This window comes from Nocardioides sp. N13(2025) (genome assembly GCF_051912545.1).
In the GTDB taxonomy this organism is placed as follows: Bacteria; Actinomycetota; Actinomycetes; order Propionibacteriales; family Nocardioidaceae; genus Nocardioides.
This window is the reverse complement of record NZ_CP196809.1, coordinates 2,811,680-2,837,982: the sequence shown is the minus strand read 5'-3', so window position 1 is coordinate 2,837,982 and position 26,303 is coordinate 2,811,680. Positions and strand designations below refer to the sequence as shown.

The window sequence follows — 26,303 nt, the reverse complement described above, 5'->3', positions numbered from 1 at the left end:
CCGTGACCGAACCGTGATCGTCAGCTGGTGGGGGTCGACTTCGCGGTCGTCCGCGAGACCGTCCTCCGGACGACCGGACCGGTGCCGGATTCCTTGGCCGCCTTCCTGTCGGGCGACGTCTCGGCTGCCTTCTCGGCTGCCTTCGTGGCGGCCTTCCGGGGCGCCTTCTTGGCCGTCTGCTTGGCCGTCTGCTTGGCCGTCTGCTTGGGAGCCGTCCCCTTCAGCCGGACGCGCATCGCGTTGCCGCTGCCCGAGGTCTCCAGGTAGGGCTGCGCGGTGACGAGCGTGCTCAGTCGGGCACCCGGCCCGGCGAAGTTGCGGGCGTCGAAGGACGGGTGGGTGCGGATCAGCTGGTTGCCGAGCGCCGGCAGGGCCGCCCAGCCCTCGTCGTCGGAGACGGCGTTGACGGCGCGTACGAGAGCGCTCTGCAGGTTGATCGTCACCGACGGGGTCTCCTCGGCCTCGCCACCGGCGTCGTCCGCGTCGTCGGTGTCGTCGTCGACCTGCGTCTCTGCGACGACGGCGAGGTCGATGAACTTGTCGCACGCGTTGCGCAGCGACTCCGGCGCCTTGTTCTCGCCCAGCACGTAGACCGTCTTGCCCGACTCGCGGAGGCGGTGGGCGAGGCTGGTGAAGTCGCTGTCGCTCGTGACCAGCGCGAACGCCTCCACGTTGCCGTCGTACAACAGGTCCATCGCGTCGATGACGAGCGCGAGGTCGGTGGAGTTCTTGCCGCTCGTGAAGGCGTTCTGGTGCATCGCCCGCAGCCCCAGGCTGTTGAGGATGCGCGCCCACCGGCTCAGGTGCGGGTTGGTCCAGTCGCCGTAGACGCGCCTGATGGTCGGGTTGCCGTACTTCGCGACCTCGCTCAGCACCTCGTTGGCGTACGCCGCTCGCGTGTTGTCGGCGTCGATCATCACCGCGATGCGGTCGGCACCCCCACTGGACTCCATGACCCTCACCCTAGGGTGGCCTGCGTGGCGCAGGACAAGGACGTGGTGGTCATCGGTGGTGGTGTCGCCGGTCTGGTCGCCGCCCGCGACCTGGCCGCCACCGGCCGTGACGTGCTGCTGCTGGAGGGCTCGCCCCGGCTCGGCGGCAAGCTGCGCAGCGCGGAGGTCGCCGGCCTGACCGTCGACGTCGGCGCCGAGGCGATGCTCGCGCGACGCCCCGAGGGCGTCGACCTGGCGGCCGAGATCGGTGCCGAGGTGGTCCACCCGACCACCGCGACCTCGGCGGTGTGGTCGCGCGGCGCGCTGCGCGCGATGCCCCGCTCGCTCATGGGCGTGCCCTTCGACCTCGACCAGCTCGCGGCCAGCGGGGTGCTGAGCCCCGAGGGCCTGGCCCGGGCGAGCGTCGAGCGCGTGGGCGAGGTCCACGACGACGTGTCGGTGGGCGACCTGCTGGCCGCCCGGCTCGGGGACGAGCTCGTCGACCGCCTCGTCGAGCCGCTGCTCGGCGGGGTCTACGCCGGTCACGCCCGGCAGATCTCCACCGCGGCCGCCGTCCCCCAGCTCCTCGCCATGGCCCGCCGCGGCAGCCTGCTCGAGCAGGCCGCTGCCCTCCCGTCGTCCACGGCCCCCGTCTTCGCCGCGCTGCCGGGCGGCATGGGTCGCTTCCCCGGCCTCATCGCCGACGGCGGCGGCTTCGAGGTGCGGACCTCGGCGACCGCCCGCGCGCTGCGGCGTACGTCGACCGGCTGGGCGCTCACCGTCGGACCCACCACCCACCCCGAGACCGTCGCGGCGGCCGCCGTCGTGCTCGCGACGCCGGCCGCGCCCACCGCTCGGCTGCTGGGCGAGGCGGCCCCGGACGCGGCCGCCGAGCTCGCCGCCGTCGAGACGGCCAGCGTCGCCGTCGTGACGCTCGCCTTCCGGGCCCAGGACGTGCCGGACGCGCTCTTCGAGCGCTCGGGCTTCCTCGTGCCGCCGGTCGAGCGGCGCACCATCAAGGCGTCCACCTTCTCCTTCGCCAAGTGGGGCTGGGTGCGCGACCTCGACCCCGACGTGGTCGTGCTGCGGACCTCGCTCGGACGGCACGGCGAGGAGGCGACGCTCCAGGCCGGGGACGACGGACTGGTGCGGGTCTCGCTCGGCGACCTCGCCGCGATGGCCGGCATCACGGCCCGCCCGGTCGACACGCACGTCCAGCGGTGGGGCGGCGCGCTCCCGCAGTACGCCGTGGGCCACCTCGAGCGGGTGGCCCGGATCCGCGCCGCCGTCGCGCTGCACCCCGGGCTCGCGGTGTGCGGAGCGGCGTACGACGGGGTCGGCATCCCCGCCGTCATCGGGTCGGCCCGCCGTGCTGTGGCCTCGGTCACCCGGGCAGAATGAGGCCATGAGCACGGACTCCTCGAAGACCAACGCCGCTCGCACCAAGGAGCTCAACGACAGCATCCGCTACACGATGTGGTCGGTGTTCAAGCTCCGCGACGTCCTCGGTGACGCCGACCGGGACGCCGAGGCGACCGATGTCGAGGCGCTCTTCGAGGTCCTCGCCGAGGAGGACGTCAAGGTCCGCGGCCTCTACGACGTCAGCGGCCTGCGCGCCGACGCCGACCTGATGGTGTGGTGGCACGCCGAGGACTCCCAGCAGCTCCAGGCGGCCTACAACGCCTTCCGCCGGACGGCCTTCGGCCGGCGCCTCGACCCGGTCTGGTCGCAGATGGCGCTGCACCGGCCCGCGGAGTTCAACAAGTCGCACATCCCGGCCTTCCTCGCCGACGAGGAGCCGCGCGCGCACGTGTGCGTCTACCCCTTCGTGCGGTCCTACGAGTGGTACCTCCTCGAGGACTCCGAGCGCCGCCGGATGCTCGCCGAGCACGGCCAGCAGGCCCGCGGCTACGCCGACGTACGGGCCAACACGGTCGCGTCCTTCGCCCTCGGCGACTACGAGTGGATGCTCGCCTTCGAGGCCGACGAGCTGCACCGCATCGTCGACCTGATGCGCGACCTGCGCGCCTCCGACGCCCGCCGCCACGTGCGCGAGGAGGTGCCGTTCTACACCGGCGCCCGCGTCACGCCGGCGGAGCTGCTCGCGCGCCTGCCCTGAGGCCGCGCCCTCGGGACACGTCGGGCGGCGGATGGGCCGCGTCGTGGCCGCTTCGCAATGTAGAGTAAGTTACTCAACATTGTTCTGAGGAGTACGCCATGACTGCCAGCTTCCCCACCTCGACCACCAGCCGCACGACGCAGACCTCCCGCGCCGCCCTGGCGCAGTACCTGAGCCGGCGCGACCCCCTGACGGGAGTCGACCTCACCCTCCCGGAGCGCAGCTGGCGGCGCGTCGAGAGCAGTCCGGACGCCGACATCTGGCTGATCACCTGGCCCGCGGGCTCCAGCACCGGCTGGCACGACCACGGGGCCGCGAGCGGCGCGTTCGTGGTGCTTCGCGGCTCCCTGACCGAGTACGTCTGGACCGGCGTCGCCACCGCGTCGACCCTCGCGGCACCGGGCGTGCGCGAGTTCGACGGCAGCCACATCCACGACGTGGTCAACCACGGCACCGAGACCGCGGTGTCCCTGCACGCCTACGCGCCCTCGCTCGCGGCGATGACCCGCTACGAGGTGGTGCGCGGCCGACTGCAGGTGACGAGCGTCGAGCATCGGGGGGCGACGTGGTGACCCGCTTCGACGGGGTCGACGCGATGCTGGCCGACGCCCGGTCGCGCCTCGAGCGGATCGACGTCGAGGCCGCCTACCGCGAGGTGCTCGACGGCGCGCTGCTCGTCGACATCCGGCCGGCGGCCCAGCGGGCCGCGGAGGGCGAGGTGAGCCCCGCCCTGAGGCCGCTGGTCGTCGAGCGGAACGTGCTCGAGTGGCGCTTCGACCCGCGGTCCGAGGCGTGCCTGCCTGAGGCGTCGTACGACGCTCGCATCCTGGTGCTGTGCCAGGAGGGCTACACCTCCAGCCTGGCCGCCGACGCGCTCCGCAGCCTGGGCCTCGACGCCACCGACATCGTGGGAGGGTTCGCCGCCTGGCGCACGGCACACCTGCCTGTCGCCTGCCCGGCGGCGACACCGGGCTGAGGCGGGAACGCGTCGCGGGGCAGTAGCGTCACATCACCATGACTCCCCGACGCGCCGTCATCGCCCTGCTGCTCGGACTCGCCACGCTGTCCGCGTGCTCGACCGAGGGGGAGATGCGCGCCGTCGACCCCGCCGGCTCTGGCGAGCCGTCGGCCAGCGCGTCGACCGACGCTCCGCCGACGCCGGTGCCGGACGGCCCGGTCAGCACCCACGGGCTGGTGACCGTGCTCGACGACGGCGACGGGCCGGAGATGTGCCTCGGCGCCGTCGCGGAGTCCTACCCGCCCCAGTGCGGCGGGCCAGAGCTCGACGGCTTCGACTTCGGTGACGTCGGTGCGGAGAGCGCCGCCGGCGTCACGTGGGGCTCGTACGCCCTCATCGGCACCTTCGACGGCACGACCTTCACCGTCACCGACTCGACGCCCGCGGCGCTCTACGACCCCATGGCGGAGGAGCCGGTCGACGGCCTGGAGGCGGCCTGCTCCGTCCCGGGTGGCTCGGGCGGCGGCAGGACCTCGCCCGAGGACATGGACGCCACCCTGGCCGCCGCCTCCGCGCTCCCCGGCTACGCGACCGCCTGGCTGACCGGCGACACCATCAACGTCGCCGTCACCGAGGACGCGACCGGTGCCGAGGCCACGCTGCGCGAGACCTGGGACGGCGGCCTGTGCGTCACCACCGTCGAGCGCACCGACGCCGACCTCAACGCGATCAACCAGGAGCTCCAGGCGGCACTGGGGGAGCAGCTGCTCACCAGCGGCTCCTTCGCCCCCGACTCCCTCGACGCCCAGGTGGTCTTCGACGACGGCTCGATCCAGGACTGGGCCGACGCGACCTACGGCGACGGGCTCGTGACGATCACCTCGGCCCTGGTCCCCGCTTCCTGAGGCGATATCTGAGGACGCGGTGGACGTGAATCAGGTCGATCCACGTCCACCACGTCCTCAGACATCGAGGGCGAGTCGTCAGATGACGTGCCCGGCCCGCATCCGGCCGCCCATGGGCGCGGAGCTGAGCCCGTCGGGGTGGTTCGCCCCGGCTACTTCTTCTCGTTGAGCGTGATGCTGATCGAGTTGATGCAGTAGCGGTCGCCGGTCGGCGTGCCGAAGCCGTCGGGGAAGACGTGGCCGAGGTGCGAGCCGCACGTCGCGCAGCGCACCTCGACGCGCTTCATGCCGTGGGTGTTGTCCTCGATGTACTCCACCGTGTCGGTCATCGGCTGGTAGAAGCTCGGCCAGCCGCAGCCCGAGTGGAACTTCGTGTCGCTGGTGAACAGCTCCGACCCGCACGCCTTGCACGAGTAGGTGCCCTCGGTCTCGGTGTCGGTGTACTCGCCGGTGAAGGCGCGCTCGGTGCCGGCCTGCCGCAGCACGGCGTACTCCTCGGGGGTCAGCTCCTCGCGCCACTGCTCGTCGGTCTTCTGCACGTCGTAGGCCATGGCACCGAGTTTACGAGGCGACGGAAGTGTCACGATTCGCGCACACCCCTCGTGGTGCGTCCCCGTCTGCGGCACGGTGTCGTCATGAGGGGGCACGTGCGGGCGGGAGCGCTGCTGGTCGGCGCGCTGGTGATGTCCACGGGTGGGTGCGGGGAGGCGTCGTCGGGCGGTACGGCGGCGCCCGAGGCTCCGGTCGCGAGCCCGACGGTGGTGCCGGGGGCCTCCGGCACCGTGGCGACCAGCCAGCAGGTGCTGGTGTCCGACGACGGCTCGGGCGTGAGGATGTGCTCCAGCGGGATCTCCGACCTGGTGGGCCCGCCGGCGTGCGACGCCTACACCGTGACCGGGTGGGACTGGGAAGGCGTTCCCGACAGCGAGGTGCAGGACGGCGTCCGCTGGGGCTCCTACCGCGTCGTCGGCACCTTCGACGGCAGCACGTTCGCGGTCGAGGAGGCGACACGCCCCGACCCCGAGCCGGAGGAGTGGGACTTCGAGATCCCGTGCCCGACGCCTGAGGGGGGATGGCGAGTGGTGGACCCCGACCGCACGACCCAGGACGCGATGCTCGGGATCGGCCGCCTCGAGGAGGAGGTCCCGGGCTTCGCGATGGTCGCGGTGAGCACCTCCTCCGGCGAACCCGGACCCCGCGATCCCCTGGACACGGTCGTGAGCCTGTACGTCGCCGGCGACCCGGCCGCCGCCGAGACGATCGTGCGTCGGTCGTGGGGCGGGATGCTCTGCGTGACGGAGGTCGAGCACTCCCACGCCGAGCTGGCGAGGATCCAGAAGCAGCTGCTCGACGTGCCCGGGACGAGCGAGGTGGGCAGCGGCAACGCGGACAACCAGGTCGAGCTCACCGTCTTCAACGACGACGGCAGCATCCAGAGGTGGGTCGACCAGGAGTACGGCGAGGGTGTGGTGGTCGTCGAGTCGATCCTCCAGCCCGTCGGGTGACCCGACTGGTCGCTCCCCACTAGGGTCGCTGCCATGGCGAAGGCGTCGGAGGCGTACGTCCGGGCGGGGGAGCGCGAGGTCAGGATCTCGTCCCCCGAGCGGGTCATCTACGAGGCGACGGATCGCACCCCGGCGGTGACGAAGCTGATGGTGGCCGAGTACGTCACCAGCGTCGAGGAGGGCCTGATGCGCGCCCTGCGCGACCGGCCGACGGCGCTCGAGCGCTGGACGTCCGGGGTCCGCGAGGGGATGAGGCTGGCGACCGGCCCGCAGGACCGCAACGCCGACGCGTTCTACCAGAAGCGCGTGCCCAAGGGCGCTCCCGACTACCTCGAGTCGGTGGAGATCACCTTCCCGTCGGGCCGCACCGCCGAGGAGATCTGCCCGACCGAGATCGCCGTGCCGGTCTGGTGCGCCCAGATGGGCACGCTGACCTTCCACCCGTGGCCGGTCCGTCGCGATCCTGTGTCTGACTCCTGGGCGGACCACCCCGACGAGCTGCGGATCGACCTCGACCCGCAGCCGGGCACGACCTTCGCCGACGCCGTGCGCGTCGCGGGGGTGGCCCGCGAGCTGCTCGACGACCTCGGGATGACGGGCTTCGCGAAGACCTCGGGCAACCGCGGCATCCACGTCTACGTGCGCATCGAGCCGCGCTGGGACTTCGGCGAGGTCAGGCACGCGGCCATCGCCTTCGGCCGCGAGCTGGAGAAGCGCGACGACGGCGTGACGACGGCGTGGTGGAAGGAGGAGCGCGGCGAGCGCATCTTCGTCGACTTCAACCAGAACACCCGCGACCGCACGATCGCCTCCGCCTACTCCCTGCGCCCCATCGCCGGAGCCCCGGTCTCGACGCCGGTGACGTGGGACGAGCTGGCGTCGCTCACGTCGCCGTCGGACCTCAACCTCTTCTCGGTGCCGTCGCGCCTGGCCGTCGACGGCGACCCGTGGGCCACGATCGACGACGTGCACCACTCGCTCCAGCCGCTCCTCGACCTCTGGGACGAGCACCCGGTCGAGCTCAACTTCCCGCCCGACCACCCCAAGATGCCCGGCGAGCCCCCGCGCGTGCAGCCGTCGAAGAAGGTCGAGTCGCACTGGGACGCCGAGGGCAACCGCATCGCCGACTGAGGCAGTGGCTCCACCCTCGTTGGTCGAGGAAGGCGCCCTGGCGCCTGTCACGAGACCCGGACCGGGGCTGCGGGGTTTCGTGACGGTCGCTTCGCTACCTCCTCAACCAGCGAGGTGCGCGCTACTTCTCCCAGGGCGCGGGGATGGGGAAGTAGGCCCGGAGGAAGTCCATCAGCAGCCCGTCGGCGCTCTCGGAGTCGAAGGCCGAGAGCAGGTTGTCGGCCACGCAGAAGAAGTCGCGGTCGCGCTTGAGCATCTGCTTGAGCTGGACCGGCAGCTGCTGGTGGCCGAGGTCGACGTAGCCGTGGTGGGCGGTGGCGCGGAAGGCCTGGCCCGTGATGAGCCCGTAGTTCTGCGCGAACGAGGACAGCAGCGACAGGTCGGTCTCCGAGCGGAACGGCGCGTCGGTGGTGCGCGCGACCTCGTCGGGGAAGCGGGCCGCGATCTCCTCGAGGGTCGTACGACGCTGGGGGTGGGGGCTGTGCATCATCGTGTTGGTCAGCGCCACGCCGAAGGCGTCGGCGAGCACGCGGCGGTTGTTCTGGGCGGCGGAGAGGTAGGGCCGGTCGTCGGTGCCGGGCAGCCCGACGGCACGGTGGTCGGCCACGAACGCGGCGTACTGCCCGCCCGGGGTGAAGAAGTGCTCCGGTCGGCGCGGCCGGCCGAGGAAGACGTCGTCGTTGACGTAGACGAAGTGGTCGGCCAGGTCGGGCACGGCGTGCAGCCGCGTCTCGATGGCGTGCGAGCTGAAGGTGGGCAGCGCCGGCGCGGGCAGGATGTCGCGGTGGTCGACGATCCGGATGCGCTCGTGGGAGGTGTCGAGCCACGACGGCACCTGACCGGCCGTGACGAGGTGGATGCGACGCACCCACGGCGCGAAGAGGTGGATGCTGCGCATCGAGTAGCGCAGCTCGTCGCGGCTGCGGTAGCGCGACGCCCCGCCCGCGCGGGCGCTCGGGGTGCCACCGAGGCCCGTGATCCGCTCGTCGCGGGCCGCGAGCCAGTCCTCGTCGTCGCCGTCGACCCAGGTGTAGACGACGTCGACGTCGAAGCGGCAGTCGTCGACGGTGGGCAGCGCCATCGTCTCCAGCGTCGGCACCGTGACCCCGTCGACCTCGATCGAGGTGCGGGGTGAGCCGGCCGGGACGCGGTCGCCGTACCTGTTGAGGCCCGGCGCGAGGAGGTCGCCGTCGGGCGACTCCTCCCAGAACTGCACGCCCACCTCGACGCCCTCGCCGAGCACCCCGTCGTGCCCGCCGCGCATCGGCCAGGGCTCGAGGAAGAGCGAGGCCGTGCGCGTCCGGGCGAGCTCGTCGGTCATCGCCGCGACCGTGCCGCGGCGCTCGTACCAGCCGCGCTCGGCGGGGTCGCGCACCGACAGCCAGTCCGGCACCGGCGCCGCGGCGAGCGCGGCCAGGAGGTCGCCGCGGCGCGACGACGGCACGACGACGACCGGGTGCGGGTCGAGGCCGCGGGCGGGCATGACGAACCAGCCGTCCCCGGTGGCCGCGGCGGCCGAGGTGAGCACCTCGAGCGTGGTCGTACGTGCCTGGGCGGGTGTGATGCCCGCGGCGGAGGAGGTCTCGGGCAGCTCGCCCAGCGGCCCCGGGCGCAGCCCGTGCAGCACCCGGCGCGGCGCGAGCGGGTCGGCGCGCCGCTCCATCGCGTGGCGGAACGTGCCGACCCACTGGCGCGCCAGGCGCTGGCCGTCCCAGCGCTCCGAGCGGGTGAGCGCCGCGGCGCCGAGCCGCGACCGCAGGTCGTCGTCGGTGGCGATCCGCAGCATCGCGGCGGCCAGCGCGGCCTTGGAGGCCGGCGGGACGAGGAGGCCGTCGACGTCGTGGGTGATGATCTCGCGCGGCCCCGACGGGCAGTCGTACGACACCGGCGGCACGCCCGCCGACATCGCCTCCTGCAGCACGAGCGGGTAGCCCTCGCCGCGGGAGGCGAGCACCGCGACGCTGGTGCGGGCCCACTCGGCGGCCATGTCGGTGGTCGTGCCGGGGAGCTCGACGCGGTCCTCGAGCCCGAGCTTGCGGACCTGGGCCGCGAGGTTGTCGGCGCGCGGGCCGTCGCCCCAGATGCGCAGCGTCCAGCCCGGGAGCTGCTCGTGGATGCGCCAGAACGCGTCGACGACGTGCTCGAACTGCTTCTCCGGCGCCAGCCGGCCCGCAGTGACGAAGGTCCTCTGGTCGAGGGCGGAGCGGGGCTGCGGCTCGGCGGGGAGGGGGTTGGGGATGACCAGCAGCTCGGGCGCGGCGCCGCCGAGCCGGCCGGCGAGCCAGCGCGACATCGACTCGGTCAGCGACACCACGACGTCCGCGCGCGGGGCGAACTCCAGGAGCGCGCCGAGGTCGTTGACCCGGCTGGACGAGGCCCGGTGCTCCTGGTGGACGAGCGCCACGTCTGCGGGCGCGAGCTGGGCGACGACGGCCAGCAGCTCGGGAGTCGTGGTGACGAGGACGTCGGCCTCGATGCTGCCGAGCGCCTCACGCAGGGTCGCGTCGGTCAGGGCGTTGTAGAGCGCGTCCCAGCTGCGCGGCACGATCACCGACTCGCGCTCGCCGAGCTCGGGCGCGTGCCGGCCGGTGACCGCGGCGGGTCGCTCACCGCGTACGTCGACGAGGTAGGTGACCTCGACGCCGTCGACCAGCGGGTAGTGGGTCGTCGCGCCGCTGCGCGTCACGCTGAGGATGCGGACCCGGTGGCCCTCGCCGAGCCCGGCCAGCGCGTTGGCCTGCTCGATCCCCGACCGGGCGGTGCCGCCCATGCCGTCGGCGTTGAAGAGGACGTAGACGATGTCGAGCGGGCCGTCGCCGCGGCCACGGCGCATCGCCGAGCGCACCTTGCCCCCGAGCTTGTCGGTCAGTGCCACGTGGTCCTCGGTCCTCTCGAGATGGGGATCGCCACGATCCTAGGGGCCCGCACTCCGGCCGATAGGGTGACCCGCATGCCGACGTCACCCTCCCAGCAGGGCACCCCGCTGGTCCTGGTCTCCGGCTCCGGTCGCAGTGGCACCAGCTCGTTGGCGGGCGCGCTGAAGCGCCTCGGCCTCCACGTGCCGCAGCCCGAGGTGCAGGCCTCGGAGACCAACCCGCGCGGCTTCTACGAGCCGCAGTGGGTCATCGACTTCCACAAGCGGCACCTCAAGGAGCTCGCGCTCTTCAACATCGACAGCCGCCCGGCGGCGGTCGACATCGTCGCTCGCCACGTCGAGACCGGCGTCCCGACCGGTGAGCTCCACGAGTGGCTCTCGGGCCAGCTCGCCGAGCACGACCGGGCGGGGGACCAGATCGTGGTCAAGGACCCGCACGCATTCTGGTTCGCCCAGGTCTGGGAGGTCGTCAGCGCCGAGCTGGGCGCCGACCTGCGCTGGCTCACCGCGCTGCGCCACCCCGCCGAGGTGGTCGGCTCGCGCGACATCGCCTACCTCTCCAGCCAGTCCGACGACCTCCGGCTGACCAAGGAGACCTCCAACGTCGCCGGCTGGGTGCACGCCGCCCTCCTCACCGAGCAGGCCGGCCGCGGCTCCAAGCGCTCGTTCGTGAGGTACGTCGACCTGCTGGCCGACTGGCGCGCGGCCCTCACGCCGGTGCAGCAGCAGCTCGAGCTCGACCTCAACACCGACCTCTCCGCTCCTCCCGGCGAGCGGGAGCACCACCCGGTCGACGACTTCATCGAGCCGTCGATGCGCAAGTCGCAGCTCACCTGGGACGACGTCCGCACGCCCGACTGGCTGCGCGACATGGCCGAGGAGGTCTGGCAGCTGCTGGGGGTGCTCACCACGACCCCGCACGACGCCGACACCCTGGCGAGGCTCGACCGGATCCATGACGACTACCGGTCGCGCTACGCGGATGCGGTCGCGCTGACCTTCGACCACACCAAGGCCGAGTCGACCCTCGCCGCCCGTGAGGCCCGCGACGCCCAGCGCGCCACGGTCCAGCAGCTGCGGCGCGACCTCGAGCAGGCACGCCGGCAGTCACCCCAGGGCCAGGCGCCCGCCGTCGGTGGCCGTGAGGCGGCCGCCATCCTGCGCCGCGCCGTCGTACGCCGCGTGACCCGCCGCGGCTGAGGACCCTCAGAGGCCGCTGACGCCCTCGCCGGAGCCGGAGGCCTGCTCGTCGAAGTTCTCGTGCTCGATGAGGTGGAGCACGGGGACGCCGAGCTTGCGGCGCGCGCGCGAGGTCCAGTCGACGTGGAAGAACTCGGCCACGATGTGGGGGCGGGTGAGGATGATCGCCTCGCGCGCGTCCACCGCGGCGACGAGCGCAGTCAAGGCGTCGACCGGCGGCTCGGAGGTGACCTTGCCGGTGGCCTTGCCGCCCGCGGCGGCGATCGCAGCGAGGGTCTGCTGGAGCTCGGCGGAGGAGTTCTCCTCGCACTCGCGCCGCAGCGCCTCGATGTCGACGTCGTTCATCGCCAGGGCCGGGGCGGCCATCAGGTCGCCGGCGCCGAGGGTGCCGAGGGACGCCTCGATGCGCGCCGCGGCGTCCTCGAGGGGCAGCAGGACGTGGTAGACGACCGGGTCCTCGATCTCGGTGTGGAGCGAGCGCACCTGCGCGGCGTCGGCCGCCGAGAGGGCCTGCTCGACGAGCAGCACCACGTCGTAGGTGCCCTGCCCGTCATGGATGGAGTCGTCGCGGACGGAGCCGTCGTCCAAGGGGTTGCTGTTGTCGCTCATCGTTCGCCTCCGTGGTCGGTGCTCAGGATTCTGGTGAGGTCGTAGCCGGCCGGTTCGTCGAGCTGACCGTAGCCGCAGCTCTCGGGGTCGCGGTCTGGGCGCCACCGTTTGAGGTGCGCAGTGTGCCGGAAGCGCCGACCCTCCATGTGGTCGTACTTCACCTCCAGCACCCGCTCGGGCCGCAGTGCGGTGAAGCCGAGGTCCTTGCCGGCGCTCCAGCGGCTCTGGGTGCCGGGGACCCGGTCGGGGTTGGCGGTGAGGAGCTCCTGCCAGCGTCCCCACGGGTGGTCGGCGAGGTCGCACACGAGCGGCTGGAGCTCCTGCCACAGCTCGGCGCGGCGCGCGGCGGTGAAGCTGGCCGAGACCCCGATGTGCTGCAGCTCGCCGTCGTCGTCGTACAACCCGAGCAGCAGCGAGCCGATCAGCGGCTGCTCCGGCGTCGAGGTCTTGTGCTCGCGGTAGCCGGCGAGCACGACGTCGGCGGTGCGCTCGTGCTTGATCTTCAGCATGGTGCGCTTGTTGGGCTCGTAGGCCGCCCCGAGCGGCTTGGCCACGACGCCGTCGAGACCGGCGCCCTCGAACTCCTCGAACCACCGCTCGGCCTCCGCCGGGTCCTCGGTGGTGCGGGTGAGGAAGCACGGGCCCGTGCCGTCGAGGTGTCCGAGCGCCTCCACCAGTGCGGCGCGTCGCTCCGAGAAGGGCTTGTCGACGTAGGACGTGTCGCCCAGTGCCAGCAGGTCGAAGGCCACGAAGCCGGCCGGCGTCTCGACGGCCAGCTTGTCCACCCTGCTGGCCGCGGGGTGGATCCGCTCCTGCAGGGTCTCGAACTCCAGGCGCCAGCCCTCGTCGCCCTCGAGGCCCACGAAGATCTCGCCGTCCAGCACCACGCGGTCGGGGAGCTGGCGGCGTACGGCCTCGACGACCTCGGGGAAGTAGCGCGTGAGCGGCTTGGTGTTGCGGCTGGCGAGCTCGACCTCGTCACCGTCCTTGAAGACCAGGCAGCGGAAGCCGTCCCACTTCGGCTCGAAGCTCAGGCCCCCGTGCCTGGCCGGGTCGGGCACGCCACTGACGCTCTTGGCGAGCATCGGCTGCACCGGCGGCATCACGGGGAGGTCCACACTCCGAGCCTAGTGCGGGACCGGTTCCTAGACTGGTCCGGTGACACGCCCTCCCGCCGTCGGTTTCTCCGGCCGGGCGAAGTGGGGCGAGGTCGTGGTCGACCTCCTGCTGGCCGCCGGGGGTGCACTCCTCGTGCTGGTTGGCGCTCCCGAGCTGTCGGGGACCCGCCCGCTGGGGCTCTGGCTCCTGGTCCTCTACACGTCCTTCGCGGTCGCGGTGACGCTCGTGCTGGCCGCCGCGGTCGCCGTCAGCTCGCAGCTGCCGCGCCTCGGGGAGGGGGTCGTGGACGGCCGACCGGCGCTGGTTCTGCGCTCGTGGGCGGCCCCGTGGTGGCACGCCGTCGCCCTCGACCTCGGGCTCGCGGGTCTGGGGCTCGCACTGGCCGGGGTGGGCCTCGCCGCGGGCGGCGAGTGGGCGGTCGTCGGGTCTCTCGTCGGGGTCGTCGGCGCCTGGTTCCTCGTGCGGGTCGGCCTCGTCGCGCTGGGCCGACGCCGTCGACCGGCCCTGTGGCTCACCGCCGACGAGGTGGTGGCGGACGCGCCGGCAGGCCGGGCGCGTGCCCCGCGTGGGGCCGTACGCGCGGTCCGTTCGCGCGGGCGCAGCGTCGTCGTCGAGCTGGACCGGGACGCCACCTGGGTCTCGAGCCCCCGGCCCTGGCGTCGCTCGACCACGGCTCGTGACACCCTCGTGGTCGACTGCACGGACACCGGTCACCGGACGTCCGACGTGGTCGCCTGGCTCGCCGACGAGGTCGCGCCCGTTTCGACAGGGTCCGGACGGGGAAGGACCCGACGAGCACGATGACCCCACGACGTGACCCACCGGACCGAGGAGTACAGCTTCCGTGACGAGCGAGCAGACCCGGGAGCGGCCGCACCTGCCGCCAGTGGTCTACGTGCCCACGACCGACGAGGGCGACGTGGCGACGCGCCGCGTCCTGATGCACCGGGTCGCCGACGGTCGCACGGCCCTCTACACCTACTCCGCGATCGACCGGCTCCACTCCTGGTACCTCCCCGACGCCCCCTGGTTGCTGTGCGACGTGGCGGCGCTGCAGCGCATCCACGACCAGACGCCCTACGACCTGCTCTTCCTCGACGTCGACCCGGGGCTGCGCGACGAGCACGAGGGCGCGGAGGCCACGGCGTGAGCGGTGGCATCGACGTCGACCTCGACGTCCTCGACACCATCGCCGGTGACCTCGAGGGCGCGGCGGGCGGTCTCGAGGGACTGGCCGGCAGCGTCCCGCGGGGCGTCGACGCCGGACCGATGACCGCGGTGGTGGCCAGCATGCTCAGCCAGGTGGTCACCAGCGCCGGCAACGTGTCGGCGGCGCTCACCGGCTCGGCCGAGTCCGTACGGCTCGCGCGGGGCTACTACGAGCGCGCCGACGCCGAGTCCTCGGCGAGCATGGACCGGATCCGCCAGGTGATGGAGCCGTGAGCGTCGAGACCGAGATCAAGGGTTCCCCCGGCAGCGTCGAGGGCGCCGCCACGTGGCTGCGCAGCAGCCTCGAGCCCCGGCTCACTGCAGCAGCCGACGCGGCCAACGACTCGCGCCGCAACGCCGAGATGTCGTGGAGCTCGACGGCCGGTGAGGAGTTCGTCGACATGGCGCGGCGCGCCCGCGACAAGGTCGACGAGCTCGCTGCGGCCGCCAAGAAGATGGCCGGGGACCTCGACGACTTCGCCGAGAAGCTGCGCCGCTCGCAGGACCAGATGGGCGACGTGCGCTCCACGGCTCGGGGCAAGGGCCTGACCGTCGCGGGCTTCGTCGTGGAGCACCCCGGGGAAGGTCCGTCCCGGCCGCCGTCGTCCTTCGAGGGCACCCCCGAGGAGGTCGCGGACCACGACCGCCGGGTCGCCGCCTACAACGCCCACCAGGAGCTGCTGCAGGCCTACTACGACGCCGAGTCCGAGGCCGCCCGGATCGACCGCTTCTACGCCACGGCCTGCCGGGAGCTGCAGGACGACTACCTCCCCGGCACCCATGCCGCCTGGATCCTGACCCTGGGCGACATCGTCGGCGAGACCGCGGCCGCCGCCATCGGCGCGACCCTCGCGGTCAACCGCTCGCGCCTGCTGGCGTCCGCCGAGGACCTCGTCGAGGACGCCACCCGGGCCATCGAGGACCTGCAGGCTCATCCGGAGCGCTACATGAAGCGCAGGTGGTTCTTCTTCCAGACCCTCGACGAGGCTCGGCTGGAGGCCGACCGGCTCGCGATCCAGGGCAAGCTCGACGAGGCCCAGGACCTGCTGCGCCAGGCCGACGAGCTCGCCGACTCGCGGGCGCTGCGCCACCTCGGCCGGGCCGGCAAGGTCCTCGGGCCGCTCGGCATCGGTCTCGGCGTCTACAACGACTGGCAGGAGGGGGAGACGACGACGCAGATCGCGGTCAGCCAGGGCGTCTCCGCCGGTGTCGGTGCGGCCGCCGGTTTCGGCGCGAGCGTCGGCACTGCCGCCCTCGTCGGCGCCGCGGCGGGATCGGTCGTGCCCGGCGTCGGCACCGCAGTGGGCGCGGTCGTCGGCACCGTCGTCGGTGCCGGCATCGCGATCTTCGCCGACGGAGCGATCGACTCGATCTTCGAGAACGGGCCCGACGTCGGCCAGGCGTGGGACGAGGGTGTCGAGGCGCTCACCGACACGGGTGACGCCATCGCCGACGGCGTCTCGAGCGTCGGCGAGACGATCGGAGGCTGGTTCGATTGACCGCGCACCGCAGGATCGGGAAGGTCTCCGCCGCCCTCGGCGTGGTGGCCGGGCTGCTGGCCTGCGCCCTGGGCGTGGGCCTCGTCCTGGAGGCCGACAGCGCCTTCGGCAGGGCCTGGGCGTCCGTGTTCGTCGTGTTCGGGACGGTCGCGGTGCTCGGGGCCGTGATGGCGGCCCGACCGCTGGAGACGGCGTCGCCCGCAGCGCGTACGTCGGGACTGCTCACGCTCCTGCTCCTCGGCGCCTGGGCAGCCGTGGTCGGCGTGGTCGGCGCGGTCGAGGAGAGCTGGCTGTGGGCGGTGCTCATGGGCCTCCCCGCCGCCTACGTGCTCTGGGCAGCCCTGCGCCTGTGGCGCCACGACCCGGCGGCCGGATCGGCTACTCGTCGCCCCTGAGCGAGAACGACCGCAGCCGGTCACCGGCGAACCAGACCCCGACGACGGTCACCAGCAGGCTGGCGATGACCGCGTAGGGCAGGCTCGCCGGGTCGGGCAGCGCGTCGCTGACCGCGTGGCCCACCCGCACGCCCCACTGGCCGATGCTCAGCCAGGCGATGCCGGTGAAGAGGTTGCCGAGCAGGCTCTCCCAGATCAGGACGAACATCAGCGACGCGATGACCGCGTGCCGGGTCACGGCCGAGATCGCCAGGAAGAGTGCGGAGTACGTCGTCCCCGCGACGGCGGCGCCCACGAAGAGGGCGAGCGCCCGGGTGCTGTCGCCGGTGACCAGCCCGCCGACGAGGATCGGCAGCGCGCCTGCGGCGAGCGTCGCCCCGAGCGCCACGACCCACTTGCTGATCGCGATGCCGTGGCGGCTGACGGGCTTGGAGAGCAGGTAGACGATCGAGCCGTCGTCCACCTCGGGCCCGAGCACCGAGGAGGCCGCGAGGATCGCGACCAGCGGCAGCACGAGCGGGTAGCCCAGGCCGGGCAGGAGGTCGAAGGCCGCGTCGCCGTCGGTCAGCACCGTGACGAGGGTGACCAGCGCGATCAGCAGCACCGGGAAGGCCAGCAGCAGGTAGAACCGGCGGCGTCCCAGGAGGGCCTGCAGGGCGAGCTTGGCGATGGTGGTGTTGATCATCGGGCCACCAGGTAGGCGAAGACGCTCTCCAGCGACTCGTCGCTGGGGGACAGCTCGAAGAGGGTCACGTCGTGCTCCTTGGCGAGGCTGGGCAGGCCGACGGCGAAGCTGCCGAGGTCGTCCACCTGCACGTCGAGGTGGTCGCCGTCCAGGCTGACCGCGCGCACCGACGGCTGGGCCATCAGGACGGCGGCCAGGGTGCGGTTGTCGCTGGTCTGGAGGGCGTACCGCACGGGCCGGTCGGTCATCAGCCGCCGGATCGCGCCGAAGTCGCCGGAGGCGGCGTGCCGCCCGGAGACGACGACCTCGATGTGGCGGGCCAGCCGCTCGACCTCCTCGAGGATGTGGGAGCTGAAGAGCACCGTGCGTCCCTCGTCGCCGAGGCGTCGCAGCAGGTCCATGAGGTGCATCCGCTGGCGGGGGTCGACGCCGTTGAACGGCTCGTCGAGGAGCAGCACCGCCGGGTCGTGGACGAGCGCGGCGGCGATCTTGACCCGCTGCCGCATGCCCTTGGAGTAGGTGTCGAGCCGGCGGTCGGCCGGCTCGACCATGTCGACCACCTCGAGGATCCGCTCGGTCGCGGCGGCCGCGTCGGGCAGCCGGTGCAGGTCGGCGTTGGCCCGGACGAACTGGCGCCCGGTGAGGTAGCCGAAGCTCAGCTCGCGCTCCGGCACGAGCCCGATCTGCCGGTAGATCTCGGTGTTGCGCCACACCGGCTTGCCGTCGAGCGTGACGTGCCCGGCCGACGGGGCGAGGAAGCCGGCCATCATCGCCAGCAGCGTGGTCTTGCCCGCGCCGTTGGGGCCGAGCAGACCGGTGACGCCGGGGCCGATGGTGAGCGAGACGTCGTTGACGGCAACCACGTTGCCGAACCAGCGCGAGGCCGAGTCGAGGACCAGGTTGCTCATGCGGATCCGACCTTCCGGAAGCGGGCGACCAGCCCCAGCAGGCAGCCGGCGACGAGCAGCAGCGCGACCAGGGCGTACGCCGGCACCCAGGCGCCGTCGACCGGCACCAGCTCGTCGATGCCCGCGTCCCACGCGTCGGCGAGCCCGCTGTAGAGGGTCCAGGGGGAGAAGAGGCCGGCGGCGACGGACACCGCGTCGGCGTCCTCGCTCCACGAGATGGCCTGCACGGCGGTCACCACGCCGGTGAGCACGATCAGCGCCATCACCGACCCGACGACAGCGAAGCCGCGGCGCAGCGAGACCGAGGAGATGAGCCCGGTGATGCCGGCGACCAGGGTGGCCAGCAGCACCTGCAGCACGAGGGCCTTGAGGAGCGCGGTGACCTGGTCGCTCTTGTCGAGCCCGGCCAGCATCGCGCCGAGGAACAGCAGGATCGTCGGGACGGCCATGAACAGCCAGACCGAGACGGCGAGGGAGAGCCACCGCACCAGGGCGAAGACGGGGGCGGCGAGCGGGCGCGCGAGGTAGAGCACGATCGAGCGGTGGCGCAGGTCGCGGGAGAACAGGACCGGGGCCTGGGCCGCGGCGAACAGGCTGACCAGCAGCTGGGTCTGGTTGGTGTAGTCGGCGTACGAGATCGGGAGCGTGGTGAGGCCCGTCAGGACCACGACCCCGACGACGATGAGCGCCGGCAGGAGCGACATCGCGAGCAGCAGGTTGGGCATCACCTTCGACCTGCCCGAGCGACCCAGGCCGTACGCGTGGCGCAGGCCGGTGACGAACAGGGTCCGGGCGATGGTGCCGGTGCCCTCGCGCACGCCGTCGAAGCGGCGGTAGCCGAGGTCGTGGATGACGCCGGGGCGGTCGGCCCGGGACGCGGAGGCGGAGGGGGTGAGGTCAGACATGGGCGCCTCCGTCCAGGAAGACGTCCTCCAGGTGGCGGCGGTCGGGCTGCAGCCGCATCAGGCCGAGGCCGAGGTCGGCGGCGACGTCGCGGATCAGGTCGTGCGCCGCGCCCTCGGTGGCCAGCTCGGGCGGGGGCGGGTCGATCGCGACCATCGCGCCGCGGGGCCGGCACACCAGTCCGCGCGCGGCCAGCGCCTGGCCGAGGCGGTCGCGATCGGCCTCGGTGCCGACGACCTCGACCAGCAGGCTGCCGGTGCGCTGGAGGAAGTCGCCCGTCGAGCTGGAGCGCAGCAGGTGGCCGCCGTCGAGCACGATCACGTGGTCGCTGACCTGCTCCAGCTCGCCGAGCAGGTGCGAGGTGACGAGCACGGCGATGCCGAAGTCGTGGCCGATGCGCTGCACCAGCCGGAGCATGTCGGTGCGGGCGGCCGGGTCGAGGCCGTTGGTCGGCTCGTCGAGGAAGACCAGCCGTGGGTCGTGCGCCAGCGCCTGGGCGAGCTTGGCGCGCTGCTTCATGCCGGTGGAGTAGCCGCCCATCGGCCGGTAGCGCTCCTCGTCGAGCCCGACGTGGCGCAGCACGTCGGCCGACCGCTCCCGCGCGGCCGAGGCGCCGAGCCCCGACATGCGGGCCATGTGGACCACGAAGTCGCTCGCGCTGACGTCGGGCGGGAGGCAGTCGTGCTCGGGCATGTAGCCGACGAGGCGCCGGATCTCCTGGCTGGCGTGCTCGACGTCGTGGCCCAGCACCCGCGCGTGGCCGCCGGTCGGCTCGAGCAGGCCGAGCAGGATCTTGATCAGCGTCGACTTCCCCGCACCGTTGGCGCCGACCAGGCCGGTCACGCCCTCGCCCACCTCGACCGTCAGGTCGGTCAGCGCGTGGACCGTCCCGTAGTGCTTGGTGAGGCCGGCGGTCGCGATCACCGGCTGGTGCATGGGCGGCTGCCCGATGAGTTCCCCCGTCACGTCCGTCACGCTAGCGGCCGGGACCGATGGCGGGCATCAGGGATCGCCCCGAGCCGTGTGGAGGTGTCGTGGAGATCGACGACCGGATCCACCTGGGGCGGATCCGTCATCCGAACCCCGACCCATGGGTCTGGCTTCGTATGACGGACCCCGGAGATCGTAGGGTGCTGCCATCAATCCCCGGTTGGTCTGCCGGCAGGGCCCGCCTGACTTTGAATCAGGACTAGCGACGTAGGTTCGACTCCTACCCGGGGAGCCGAGCTCCCCTCGGCCGTCCACCGCGGCTCAGGGGAGGGCCGCGGTGGACGACGTGCACGTCGCCGTCCTACATCTCGAACACCAGGCGGGCCGGCACCTCGCCCGCGAGCACCTCGTCGAAGCACGCGTTGACGTCCTCGAGCCGGCGGCCCTCGGTGACCACCCGGGTCAGGCCGCGGGCGTGCAGGTCGAAGCACTCGGCGAGGTCGTTGCGGGTGCCGACCAAGGACCCGATGACCGAGATGCCCTTGAGCACGGTCTCGAAGACCGGCAGCTCGAGGCGGTTGTCGGCGGGCAGCCCGACGAGCACGAGCCGGCCGTTGGGGTTGAGGGCGGCGTGGGCGGCCCGCATCGCGGCCGGGGACGGGGAGGTCACGAGCGCGACGTCGACGCCGCCGATCGCCTCGATCTCGGCCTGTTGGTCGCCGCGGGCGTCGATCACGTGGTCGGCGCCGAGGTCCTTGGCCAGCTGCAGCTTCTCGTCGTGCACGTCGACCGCGACGGTGCGCGAGCCGAAGATGCGGGCGTACTGCAGGCCGAGGTGCCCCAGGCCGCCGATCCCGACCACCATCGCCGTCTCGCCGGGCTGCGGCTTCGCGACCTTGAGCCCCTTGTACGTCGTGACGCCGGCGCAGGTGAGCGGCGAGGCGTCGCGTGAGGTCACCGCGTCGGGCACCGGCACGACGTGGCTCGCCCAGGCGACGGCGTGCTCGGCGTAGCCCCCGTCCATCGTGTAGCCCATGTAGGCCGGGCTGGTGCAGTAGGTCTCCCAGCCGCCGACGCAGTAGCGGCAGTGGCCGCAGGCGTGCCCGAGCCAGGGCAGGGCGACGCGTTGGCCGACCGTGACGGGGAGGTCGCCGTCGCCGACCTCCTCGATCACGCCGACCCCCTCGTGGCCCGGCACGAGCAGGTCCTTGGGCTTGACCGGCCACTCGCCGCGGGCGGCGTGGATGTCGGTGTGGCACAGCCCGCAGGTCTCGATGCGGACCAGCACCTGGCCGGGGCCCGGCTCGGGGACGGGGAGGTCGCGGATCTCCAGGGGCGCTCCGAGGGCGGGGACGACGGCAGCCTTCATCATGTTCTCCTTGACGCGTTGCGGACGGGTACGGCGATGAGCAGGGCGCCGACCAGCAGGCTGAGGCCGGCGAGGACGAAGAGGACCGCGATCACGGCGTTGAGCACGGGCAGCTCGGCCCCGGTGGAGACGTCGGCCGACACGCCGCTCGTGCCGTCCTCGCGCATCAGCACGACGGTCCAGTCGCCGTCCTCGAGGTCCCAGGTGAGCGTGGTGTCGGTGCCGGTGGCCTGCGCCACCCAGAACGTCTGGTCGCCGGGCGCCGTGGCGGGGGCGCCCCCGTCAGTGGTCTCGAGCACGGCCTTGCCGACACGGAACTCGCGGAGGGTGTCGCGGGAGACGTCGCCGAGGTAGCCCGACACGTCCGAGGTCGGAGCGACGCCTACGAAGAGCGGGACGTCGCCGTCTGAGCGGGCGTGGATCCGGACCTCGCCGAGCCACACGGACGGCACCCACGAGGGAGCGCCCTCGGTGTCGACCTGCGCGTCCTCGGAGGTGATGGCGTAGGTGTCGCTGTCGAGCGCGGTCGAGGGCGTCATCAGGAAGCCGTCGTCACGCTCGGTGGCCCCGGCCAGGGCCAGGGTGCCGCCCGCGCCGGCGAAGCCGAGCCCCAGGAGCACGAGCAGGGAGCCGATGACCGCCGAGACGACGCGCCCGGCCGTCCAGCCGCTGGGGCCGGACGTGGCGGGCCGCTGGTAGCTCGGCGGCCGCGGTCCCGAGTACGAGGGCGCCCCGTGGCGGGGCGTCACGGTGGTGGGTGGGCTGGTGGGTGGGCTGGTGGGTGGGCTGGTGGTGTGGCTGGGGGACTGGCCGGCGGGCGGCGCGAGCACCGCGGCGTGCGGCTCGTGTCCGCCCATGTCGAGGCGGAAGGGCGGGTACTGGTCGGTCATCAGGGAGACGTAGCCGGCGACCCGCAGCACCCAGCGGTTGAGCCCGAGCACGAGGTCGAAGACCTGCTGGGGGTAGCGACCGGTGAACAGCAGCACGACCGCGGCGACCAGCACGAGCACGCCGATCAGGCTGATGCTGATCCAGGCCTCGTCGTCGGCCCCGCTGACGCCGTACGCGACGCCACCGGCGAAGAGCGCCACGATCAGGTAGTGCGGGATGGCCAGCAGCCACCACTTCACCAGCACCAGTCCGCGCGAGAGCCGCTCGGGGTAGTCGACGGAGAGGTGCGCGGGGTAGTCCGGCACCTCGGCGAGGGTGAACGGCGGGTAGCGGTCCGTGCCGAGCGCGCTGTAGGAGTAGTAGGAGACGCGCCAGCTCCAGCGCATCACCCCGACGTTGAAGTCGAAGATCGCGCGGGGGTAGCGGCCGGTGAACAGGATGGCGAAGAACGCCACCACGCTCAGCACGGCGAAGGCCACCCACAAGAAGGCCAGCACGATGTAGTGGGGGATGGCGAGGAGCCATTTCACCAGCCACAGGCCCCGGCTCAGGCTGGGGTCGAGGTCGGCGTCGACGTGCACGGGGTAGGTCGGGGGAGCCGTCGAGGTGGTCATGATGAGTCCTTCCTTCCGCGGCTCCCCGGCTGCGTGCGTGACGAAGCCCGGGAGCCGCTGCCTCCCTTCGATCGTGCCGCCGACGGGAGGAGGGGGGCAGGGCCGAACGGCACGTGTTCTGCGTCCCGGCCGGCCGTGGGACCTAGGACCCTTACGGCCCGCCACAGGGGGGGTGAGACTCGAACCCCCGACACCAGTGGAGGACTCTTCATGACGCACGCGCCCGCCCCCGGCCCGCCCGCCCCCCATCGGCCCAGCTGCGTCCGGGTCGTGGTCGACGACGTCCCGGAGCTGGACGACCTCGTGAGGGAGGCCGCGCGACGGGCCCAGCTCTCCGACCGTGCGATCGAGCTCGTCGAGCCGGCCGTGCCCGAGAGCGACCACGCGGCGCGGGCGAGGATGATCCGGCTCATGGACGAGGCGCTCGAGGTCGCCCGGCAAGAGGCGCCCGGCGTGCAGGTCCGGGTCGGCAACGCGATCGAGCTGCCCCGACCGAGGCATCCCGCATGAGCGGCGTCGAGCAGGTCACCGTGGCGCCGGTCCCGTTGGACCGCCTGGCGCCGTTGCTGACGCCGGAGCGCGTCGAGCGGCTCGAGACGTACGTCGCGGTGGCGCAGCGACTGCTCGAGGGGCGCACCATCTGGAACATCAACTCGACCGCGCGCGGCGGTGGCGTCGCGGAGATGCTGCACACCCTCGTGGCCTACGCGGCGGGGGCGGGGGTCGACATCCGCTGGCTGGTCGTGGGCGGCGACCCCGCCTTCTTCACCGTGACCAAGAGGATCCACAACCGGCTGCACGGCGTCCCCGGTGACGGGGGCCGGCTCGACGCCGACGCGCGGGCGACGTACGACGTCACGCTGGCGCGCCAGCGCGGCGAGGTGGTGGACCGGGTGCGCCGCGGCGACGTCGTCCTGCTGCACGACCCGCAGACGGCCGGGCTGGCGCGCGAGCTGAGGGACCGGGGCGCCCTGGTGGTGTGGCGCTGCCACGTCGGCCTGGACGAGCACAACGAGTGGACCCGTGAGGCGTGGGGCTTCCTGCGGGAGCTGGTCGAGCCGGCGCAGGCCACCATCTTCTCGCGGGAGTCGTTCGCCCCCGACTGGGTCGACCGGCGGTGGCTGCGGGTCATCCCGCCGTCGCTGGACCCGTTCAGCCCCAAGAACGAGGACCTCGACGACGGGGAGGTCGAGGCCCTCGTCCACCGCCAGGGGCTGGTGGTCGAGGGCGACGCGCTGCCCACGGACGGTCGCGTCGTGCTCCAGGTGAGCCGCTGGGACCGGCTCAAGGACATGGTGGGTGTCCTGGACGCGTTCGCCGCGCACCTCGAGGACCTCCCGCCCGACGTCCACCTGGTGCTGGCGGGCCCCGAGACCAGCGGCGTGGCCGACGACCCGGAGGCGGCGGAGGTGCTGGCGGAGTGCCGCGCCCGGTGGCGCTCGCTCCCGGAGCGGGCGCGCGAGCGGAGCCACCTCGTGTCGGTGCCGATGGACGACCTCGACGACAACGCCCGCATCGTCAACGCCCTCCAGCGCTGGGCGACCGTGGTGGTCCAGAAGAGCCTCGCGGAGGGCTTCGGCCTCACCGTCACCGAGCCGATGTGGAAGGCCAGGCCTGTGGTCGCGTCCGCCGTCGGCGGCATCCGCGACCAGGTCGAGCACGGCGTGAGCGGCCTGCTGCTCGACGACCCGCACGACGGCGCCGAGCTGGCGGCCGCGCTGTCGTCGCTGCTCACCGACGCCGACCGGTGCGAGGAGATGGGACGCGCCGCGCACGAGCGGGTGCGCGACCACTACCTCGCCGACCGGCACCTCATCCAGTACGTCGAGCTGTTCGCGCAGCTGATGGGCGAGGTGTAGTCACTCCCGGCCGGTGGCCGCGCGGAAGGCCTCGAGCGCGGTCGGCAGGGTCGGGAAGATGTGCTCGGCCCCGATCCGGTCCAGCACGCCGCTCGGCTGCAGGACGTCGCGCGGGTCCTGCTTGAGCCGGGCCAGCGCCAGGACGATGCCCTTGTCCGCGAGCTCGGCGCGCAGCGTCTCGAGGGCGTCCGCCCCGGTGAGGTCGACCTCGCCGATCGCCTCGGCGTTGAGCAGCACCCACTCCGGGTCGTAGGCGACGACCGACTCCCGCACGCGGGCGAGGAAGTTCTCCGCGTTGGCGAAGAACAGCGGCGCGTCGTAGCGGTAGACCAGCAGGCCCGGCACGGCCACGGCGGTCTCGTAGTCGTCGAGGTCGTGCATGCCGGCCAGGTCGGGCACGAGCCCCTCGACCGCGTCGTGCGGCCGCGCCACCCGGCGGAACACGTCGACGAGCGAGAGGCTGACCGCGACCAGCACGCCCTCGAGCACCCCGATGACGAGCACACCGATCGTGGTGGCCAGCGCGATGGCCAGCTCCGTGCGCCGGTAGCGCGCGATCCGGACGAACTCCCTCACGTCGATCAGCCGCAGGCCGGCGTAGACGACGACCGCGGCCAGGGCGGCGTCGGGGAAGCGGGCGAGCACCGGGCGCAGCGCCACGACCAGGACCAGCGCGGCACCGAGCGTGGACAGCCCGGCCCAGCGGGACCGGCCGCCCACGGCGTCGACGATCGCCGTCCGGCTGCCCGAGCTGCTGACCGGGAAGCCGTGCACCACGCCGGCCGCGACGTTGGCGGCGCCGAGCGCGAGCAGCTCGCGCCGCGCGTCGACGCGGTCGTCGTGCCGGGCCGCGAAGGCGCGGGCGGTGAGCACGTTGTCGGTGAAGCCGACCACGGCGATGGCGAGCGCGGTGGTCAGCAGCGCCCACGACCCCAGCGACGACACGGACGGCAGGCCGACCTCCGGCAGCGCGAACGGCAGGTCACCCACCACCGCGACCCCGTCCTCGGAGAGCCGGGCGATCGCCACGGCGACGGTCGCGACGAGCATGCCGAGCAGCGGGACCGGCCCAGTGGGCCACAGCCGGGCGCCGAGCAGCAGCACGGCCAGGGTGCCGAGGCACACCGCGAGGGTCGGTAGGTGGACCGCCGACGGGTGCTGCGCCAGCCACCACGCCTCCGCCAGCGGCTCGCCGGAAGGGATGTCGGCGGCCGTCCCGCGCCCGGCCTGGGACAGGACCATCAGCCCGGCGATGCCCGCCATGTAGCCGACGAGCACCGGCTTGGAGAGCAGGTCGGCGAGGAAGCCGAGCCCGCCGACCCACGCGAGCAGGCACACGGCGCCGACCGCCATCGCGAGCAGCGCGGCAGTGTCCTGCGGCGACCCGCCGGGCACGGTGATGGTGGCCAGCGCGGCGCCGGTCATCAGGGCCGTCGTCGACTCGGGACCCACCGAGAGCTGGGGGGACGACCCGACCAGGAAGTAGACCGCGAGCGCGACGAAGGCCGCCCACAGGCCCGCCTCCGGTGGCACCCGGGCCAGTCCGGCGTACGCCAGCACCTGGGGCACGAGGTAGGCCGCGACGGTGATCCCCGCGACGACGTCGCCGCGCAGCGCCCGCCGCTCGGGCGGTCGCAGGGTGCCGGGCCACGTCATCGCGACCTCCTGCGTCGAGCGTCCTCACCGGT

At 73.0% G+C, this 26,303-nt stretch carries 26 protein-coding genes, 1 tRNA gene and 1 pseudogene; 16 read left to right on the top strand and 12 right to left on the bottom strand.

Features of this window, described 5'->3' with window-relative positions:
- Positions 1-20: 20 nt before the first annotated feature.
- Positions 21-953, bottom strand: a complete 933-nt coding sequence (locus ACS3YM_RS13810; protein WP_439937006.1) for an NYN domain-containing protein — start codon at positions 951-953, stop codon at positions 21-23.
- Positions 954-977: 24 nt separating this feature from the next.
- On the opposite strand from ACS3YM_RS13810, the gene hemG reads away from it, so the two are divergent.
- The 5 genes from hemG to ACS3YM_RS13785 all read left to right on the top strand — a co-directional run bounded on the left by hemG (position 978) and on the right by ACS3YM_RS13785 (position 4,914).
- Positions 978-2,333 (top strand): protoporphyrinogen oxidase, encoded by a 1,356-nt coding sequence (gene hemG, locus ACS3YM_RS13805; protein ID WP_439937005.1) that lies wholly within the window; start codon positions 978-980, stop codon positions 2,331-2,333.
- Positions 2,334-2,337: 4 nt separating this feature from the next.
- Positions 2,338-3,051, top strand: a complete 714-nt coding sequence (gene hemQ / locus ACS3YM_RS13800; RefSeq protein ID WP_439937004.1) for a hydrogen peroxide-dependent heme synthase — start codon at positions 2,338-2,340, stop codon at positions 3,049-3,051.
- 98 nt (positions 3,052-3,149) lie between these two features.
- Positions 3,150-3,623: a cysteine dioxygenase gene (locus ACS3YM_RS13795; protein WP_439937002.1), complete on the top strand. Its 474-nt coding sequence runs from the start codon at positions 3,150-3,152 to the stop codon at positions 3,621-3,623.
- A 23-nt stretch (positions 3,624-3,646) separates the two neighbouring features.
- Entirely contained in the window at positions 3,647-4,027 is a 381-nt protein-coding gene (locus ACS3YM_RS13790; RefSeq protein WP_439939891.1) for a rhodanese-like domain-containing protein, read from the top strand.
- A gap of 38 nt (positions 4,028-4,065) precedes the next feature.
- A complete protein-coding gene (locus ACS3YM_RS13785) occupies positions 4,066-4,914 on the top strand; it encodes a hypothetical protein (RefSeq protein ID WP_439937001.1) in 849 nt (282 codons plus the stop codon).
- Positions 4,915-5,066: 152 nt separating this feature from the next.
- Here ACS3YM_RS13785 and msrB read toward each other — a convergent pair whose 3' ends face one another.
- Positions 5,067-5,465: a peptide-methionine (R)-S-oxide reductase MsrB gene (msrB, locus tag ACS3YM_RS13780; protein ID WP_439937000.1), complete on the bottom strand. Its 399-nt coding sequence runs from the start codon at positions 5,463-5,465 to the stop codon at positions 5,067-5,069.
- A gap of 84 nt (positions 5,466-5,549) precedes the next feature.
- Between msrB and ACS3YM_RS13775 the strand changes: the two genes are divergently transcribed.
- Both ACS3YM_RS13775 and ACS3YM_RS13770 read left to right on the top strand, forming a co-directional pair.
- On the top strand, positions 5,550-6,419 hold the full coding sequence (locus ACS3YM_RS13775; RefSeq protein WP_439936999.1) for a hypothetical protein: 870 nt from the start codon (positions 5,550-5,552) through the stop codon (positions 6,417-6,419).
- 33 nt (positions 6,420-6,452) lie between these two features.
- On the top strand, positions 6,453-7,550 hold the full coding sequence (locus ACS3YM_RS13770) for a DNA polymerase domain-containing protein (RefSeq protein WP_439936998.1): 1,098 nt from the start codon (positions 6,453-6,455) through the stop codon (positions 7,548-7,550).
- A gap of 121 nt (positions 7,551-7,671) precedes the next feature.
- Here the strand turns inward: ACS3YM_RS13770 and ACS3YM_RS13765 are convergent, their stop codons facing one another.
- Positions 7,672-10,425, bottom strand: a complete 2,754-nt coding sequence (locus tag ACS3YM_RS13765; RefSeq protein ID WP_439936997.1) for a stealth conserved region 3 domain-containing protein — start codon at positions 10,423-10,425, stop codon at positions 7,672-7,674.
- Positions 10,426-10,500: 75 nt separating this feature from the next.
- Here ACS3YM_RS13765 and ACS3YM_RS13760 point away from each other — a divergent pair, with 75 nt between their 5' ends.
- Complete coding sequence (locus ACS3YM_RS13760; protein WP_439936996.1) at positions 10,501-11,625, top strand: hypothetical protein; 1,125 nt, start codon at positions 10,501-10,503, stop codon at positions 11,623-11,625.
- Positions 11,626-11,631: 6 nt separating this feature from the next.
- Here the strand turns inward: ACS3YM_RS13760 and ACS3YM_RS13755 are convergent, their stop codons facing one another.
- Positions 11,632-12,234 carry a hypothetical protein gene (locus ACS3YM_RS13755; RefSeq protein ID WP_439936995.1) on the bottom strand — a complete coding sequence of 201 codons (603 nt, stop codon included), beginning with the start codon at positions 12,232-12,234 and terminating at the stop codon, positions 11,632-11,634.
- Positions 12,231-13,352, bottom strand: coding sequence for an ATP-dependent DNA ligase (locus ACS3YM_RS13750; RefSeq protein ID WP_439936994.1), 1,122 nt, complete (start codon positions 13,350-13,352; stop codon positions 12,231-12,233). Before ACS3YM_RS13750 ends, ACS3YM_RS13755 begins: the two co-directional genes overlap by 4 nt.
- A 40-nt stretch (positions 13,353-13,392) precedes the next feature.
- On the opposite strand from ACS3YM_RS13750, the gene ACS3YM_RS13745 reads away from it, so the two are divergent.
- The 5 genes from ACS3YM_RS13745 to ACS3YM_RS13725 are packed head-to-tail and all read left to right on the top strand — an operon-like array spanning position 13,393 to position 16,456.
- Positions 13,393-14,157, top strand: a complete 765-nt coding sequence (locus tag ACS3YM_RS13745; protein ID WP_439936993.1) for a hypothetical protein — start codon at positions 13,393-13,395, stop codon at positions 14,155-14,157.
- 40 nt (positions 14,158-14,197) lie between these two features.
- Positions 14,198-14,503 carry an SAV_915 family protein gene (locus ACS3YM_RS13740; protein WP_439936992.1) on the top strand — a complete coding sequence of 102 codons (306 nt, stop codon included), beginning with the start codon at positions 14,198-14,200 and terminating at the stop codon, positions 14,501-14,503.
- The gene (locus ACS3YM_RS13735) at positions 14,500-14,796 is read left to right on the top strand and encodes a hypothetical protein (RefSeq protein ID WP_439936991.1); all 297 of its coding nucleotides are present in this window, start codon (positions 14,500-14,502) and stop codon (positions 14,794-14,796) included. Before ACS3YM_RS13740 ends, ACS3YM_RS13735 begins: the two co-directional genes overlap by 4 nt.
- The gene (locus ACS3YM_RS13730; protein ID WP_439936990.1) at positions 14,793-16,061 is read left to right on the top strand and encodes a hypothetical protein; all 1,269 of its coding nucleotides are present in this window, start codon (positions 14,793-14,795) and stop codon (positions 16,059-16,061) included. The genes ACS3YM_RS13735 and ACS3YM_RS13730 overlap by 4 nt, the downstream gene beginning before the upstream one ends.
- Positions 16,058-16,456 carry a hypothetical protein gene (locus ACS3YM_RS13725; RefSeq protein WP_439936989.1) on the top strand — a complete coding sequence of 133 codons (399 nt, stop codon included), beginning with the start codon at positions 16,058-16,060 and terminating at the stop codon, positions 16,454-16,456. The genes ACS3YM_RS13730 and ACS3YM_RS13725 overlap by 4 nt, the downstream gene beginning before the upstream one ends.
- On the opposite strand, the gene ACS3YM_RS13720 is transcribed toward ACS3YM_RS13725, so the two are convergent.
- The 4 genes from ACS3YM_RS13720 to ACS3YM_RS13705 are packed head-to-tail and all read right to left on the bottom strand — an operon-like array spanning position 16,440 to position 19,918.
- On the bottom strand, positions 16,440-17,141 hold the full coding sequence (locus ACS3YM_RS13720) for an ABC transporter permease (RefSeq protein ID WP_439936988.1): 702 nt from the start codon (positions 17,139-17,141) through the stop codon (positions 16,440-16,442). The two genes, ACS3YM_RS13725 and ACS3YM_RS13720, sit on opposite strands and share 17 nt — an antisense overlap.
- A complete protein-coding gene (locus ACS3YM_RS13715; protein WP_439936987.1) occupies positions 17,138-18,049 on the bottom strand; it encodes an ABC transporter ATP-binding protein in 912 nt (303 codons plus the stop codon). The genes ACS3YM_RS13720 and ACS3YM_RS13715 overlap by 4 nt, the downstream gene beginning before the upstream one ends.
- Positions 18,046-18,954 (bottom strand): hypothetical protein, encoded by a 909-nt coding sequence (locus ACS3YM_RS13710; RefSeq protein ID WP_439936986.1) that lies wholly within the window; start codon positions 18,952-18,954, stop codon positions 18,046-18,048. Before ACS3YM_RS13710 ends, ACS3YM_RS13715 begins: the two co-directional genes overlap by 4 nt.
- On the bottom strand, positions 18,947-19,918 hold the full coding sequence (locus ACS3YM_RS13705; protein WP_439936985.1) for an ABC transporter ATP-binding protein: 972 nt from the start codon (positions 19,916-19,918) through the stop codon (positions 18,947-18,949). The genes ACS3YM_RS13710 and ACS3YM_RS13705 overlap by 8 nt, the downstream gene beginning before the upstream one ends.
- Before the next feature lie 177 nt (positions 19,919-20,095).
- Between ACS3YM_RS13705 and ACS3YM_RS13700 the strand changes: the two genes are divergently transcribed.
- Positions 20,096-20,174 (top strand) — tRNA-Gln (locus ACS3YM_RS13700).
- Between the two features lie 69 nt (positions 20,175-20,243).
- Here the strand turns inward: ACS3YM_RS13700 and ACS3YM_RS13695 are convergent.
- The gene (locus ACS3YM_RS13695) at positions 20,244-21,251 is read right to left on the bottom strand and encodes a zinc-dependent alcohol dehydrogenase (protein WP_439936984.1); all 1,008 of its coding nucleotides are present in this window, start codon (positions 21,249-21,251) and stop codon (positions 20,244-20,246) included.
- Between the two features lie 782 nt (positions 21,252-22,033).
- Positions 22,034-22,756, bottom strand: a pseudogene (locus ACS3YM_RS13690) (DUF4389 domain-containing protein); the annotation flags it as partial.
- 210 nt (positions 22,757-22,966) lie between these two features.
- On the opposite strand from ACS3YM_RS13690, the gene ACS3YM_RS13685 reads away from it, so the two are divergent.
- Positions 22,967-23,266, top strand: a complete 300-nt coding sequence (locus ACS3YM_RS13685; RefSeq protein ID WP_439936983.1) for a hypothetical protein — start codon at positions 22,967-22,969, stop codon at positions 23,264-23,266.
- The gene (locus ACS3YM_RS13680) at positions 23,263-24,615 is read left to right on the top strand and encodes a glycosyltransferase (protein WP_439936982.1); all 1,353 of its coding nucleotides are present in this window, start codon (positions 23,263-23,265) and stop codon (positions 24,613-24,615) included. Before ACS3YM_RS13685 ends, ACS3YM_RS13680 begins: the two co-directional genes overlap by 4 nt.
- Here ACS3YM_RS13680 and ACS3YM_RS13675 read toward each other — a convergent pair whose 3' ends face one another.
- Positions 24,616-26,271 (bottom strand): SulP family inorganic anion transporter, encoded by a 1,656-nt coding sequence (locus ACS3YM_RS13675; protein WP_439936981.1) that lies wholly within the window; start codon positions 26,269-26,271, stop codon positions 24,616-24,618.
- Between the last annotated feature and the right edge of the window lie 32 nt (positions 26,272-26,303).

What these genes read in the sequence shown, in the direction of transcription:
- hemQ (WP_439937004.1), top strand. Translation starts at nt 2,338, where the DNA reads ATGAGCACGGACTCCTCGAAGACCAACGCCGCTCGCACCAAGGAGCTC.
- ACS3YM_RS13680 (WP_439936982.1), top strand. Translation starts at nt 23,263, where the DNA reads ATGAGCGGCGTCGAGCAGGTCACCGTGGCGCCGGTCCCGTTGGACCGC.
- ACS3YM_RS13720 (WP_439936988.1), bottom strand. Translation starts at nt 17,141, where the DNA reads ATGATCAACACCACCATCGCCAAGCTCGCCCTGCAGGCCCTCCTGGGA.
- ACS3YM_RS13795 (WP_439937002.1), top strand. Translation starts at nt 3,150, where the DNA reads ATGACTGCCAGCTTCCCCACCTCGACCACCAGCCGCACGACGCAGACC.
- ACS3YM_RS13695 (WP_439936984.1), bottom strand. Translation starts at nt 21,251, where the DNA reads ATGAAGGCTGCCGTCGTCCCCGCCCTCGGAGCGCCCCTGGAGATCCGC.
- ACS3YM_RS13760 (WP_439936996.1), top strand. Translation starts at nt 10,501, where the DNA reads ATGCCGACGTCACCCTCCCAGCAGGGCACCCCGCTGGTCCTGGTCTCC.
- ACS3YM_RS13810 (WP_439937006.1), bottom strand. Translation starts at nt 953, where the DNA reads ATGGAGTCCAGTGGGGGTGCCGACCGCATCGCGGTGATGATCGACGCC.
- ACS3YM_RS13715 (WP_439936987.1), bottom strand. Translation starts at nt 18,049, where the DNA reads ATGAGCAACCTGGTCCTCGACTCGGCCTCGCGCTGGTTCGGCAACGTG.
- ACS3YM_RS13685 (WP_439936983.1), top strand. Translation starts at nt 22,967, where the DNA reads ATGACGCACGCGCCCGCCCCCGGCCCGCCCGCCCCCCATCGGCCCAGC.
- msrB (WP_439937000.1), bottom strand. Translation starts at nt 5,465, where the DNA reads ATGGCCTACGACGTGCAGAAGACCGACGAGCAGTGGCGCGAGGAGCTG.
- ACS3YM_RS13775 (WP_439936999.1), top strand. Translation starts at nt 5,550, where the DNA reads ATGAGGGGGCACGTGCGGGCGGGAGCGCTGCTGGTCGGCGCGCTGGTG.
- ACS3YM_RS13710 (WP_439936986.1), bottom strand. Translation starts at nt 18,954, where the DNA reads ATGTCTGACCTCACCCCCTCCGCCTCCGCGTCCCGGGCCGACCGCCCC.
- ACS3YM_RS13790 (WP_439939891.1), top strand. Translation starts at nt 3,647, where the DNA reads ATGCTGGCCGACGCCCGGTCGCGCCTCGAGCGGATCGACGTCGAGGCC.
- ACS3YM_RS13770 (WP_439936998.1), top strand. Translation starts at nt 6,453, where the DNA reads ATGGCGAAGGCGTCGGAGGCGTACGTCCGGGCGGGGGAGCGCGAGGTC.
- ACS3YM_RS13675 (WP_439936981.1), bottom strand. Translation starts at nt 26,271, where the DNA reads ATGACGTGGCCCGGCACCCTGCGACCGCCCGAGCGGCGGGCGCTGCGC.
- ACS3YM_RS13785 (WP_439937001.1), top strand. Translation starts at nt 4,066, where the DNA reads ATGACTCCCCGACGCGCCGTCATCGCCCTGCTGCTCGGACTCGCCACG.
- ACS3YM_RS13755 (WP_439936995.1), bottom strand. Translation starts at nt 12,234, where the DNA reads ATGAGCGACAACAGCAACCCCTTGGACGACGGCTCCGTCCGCGACGAC.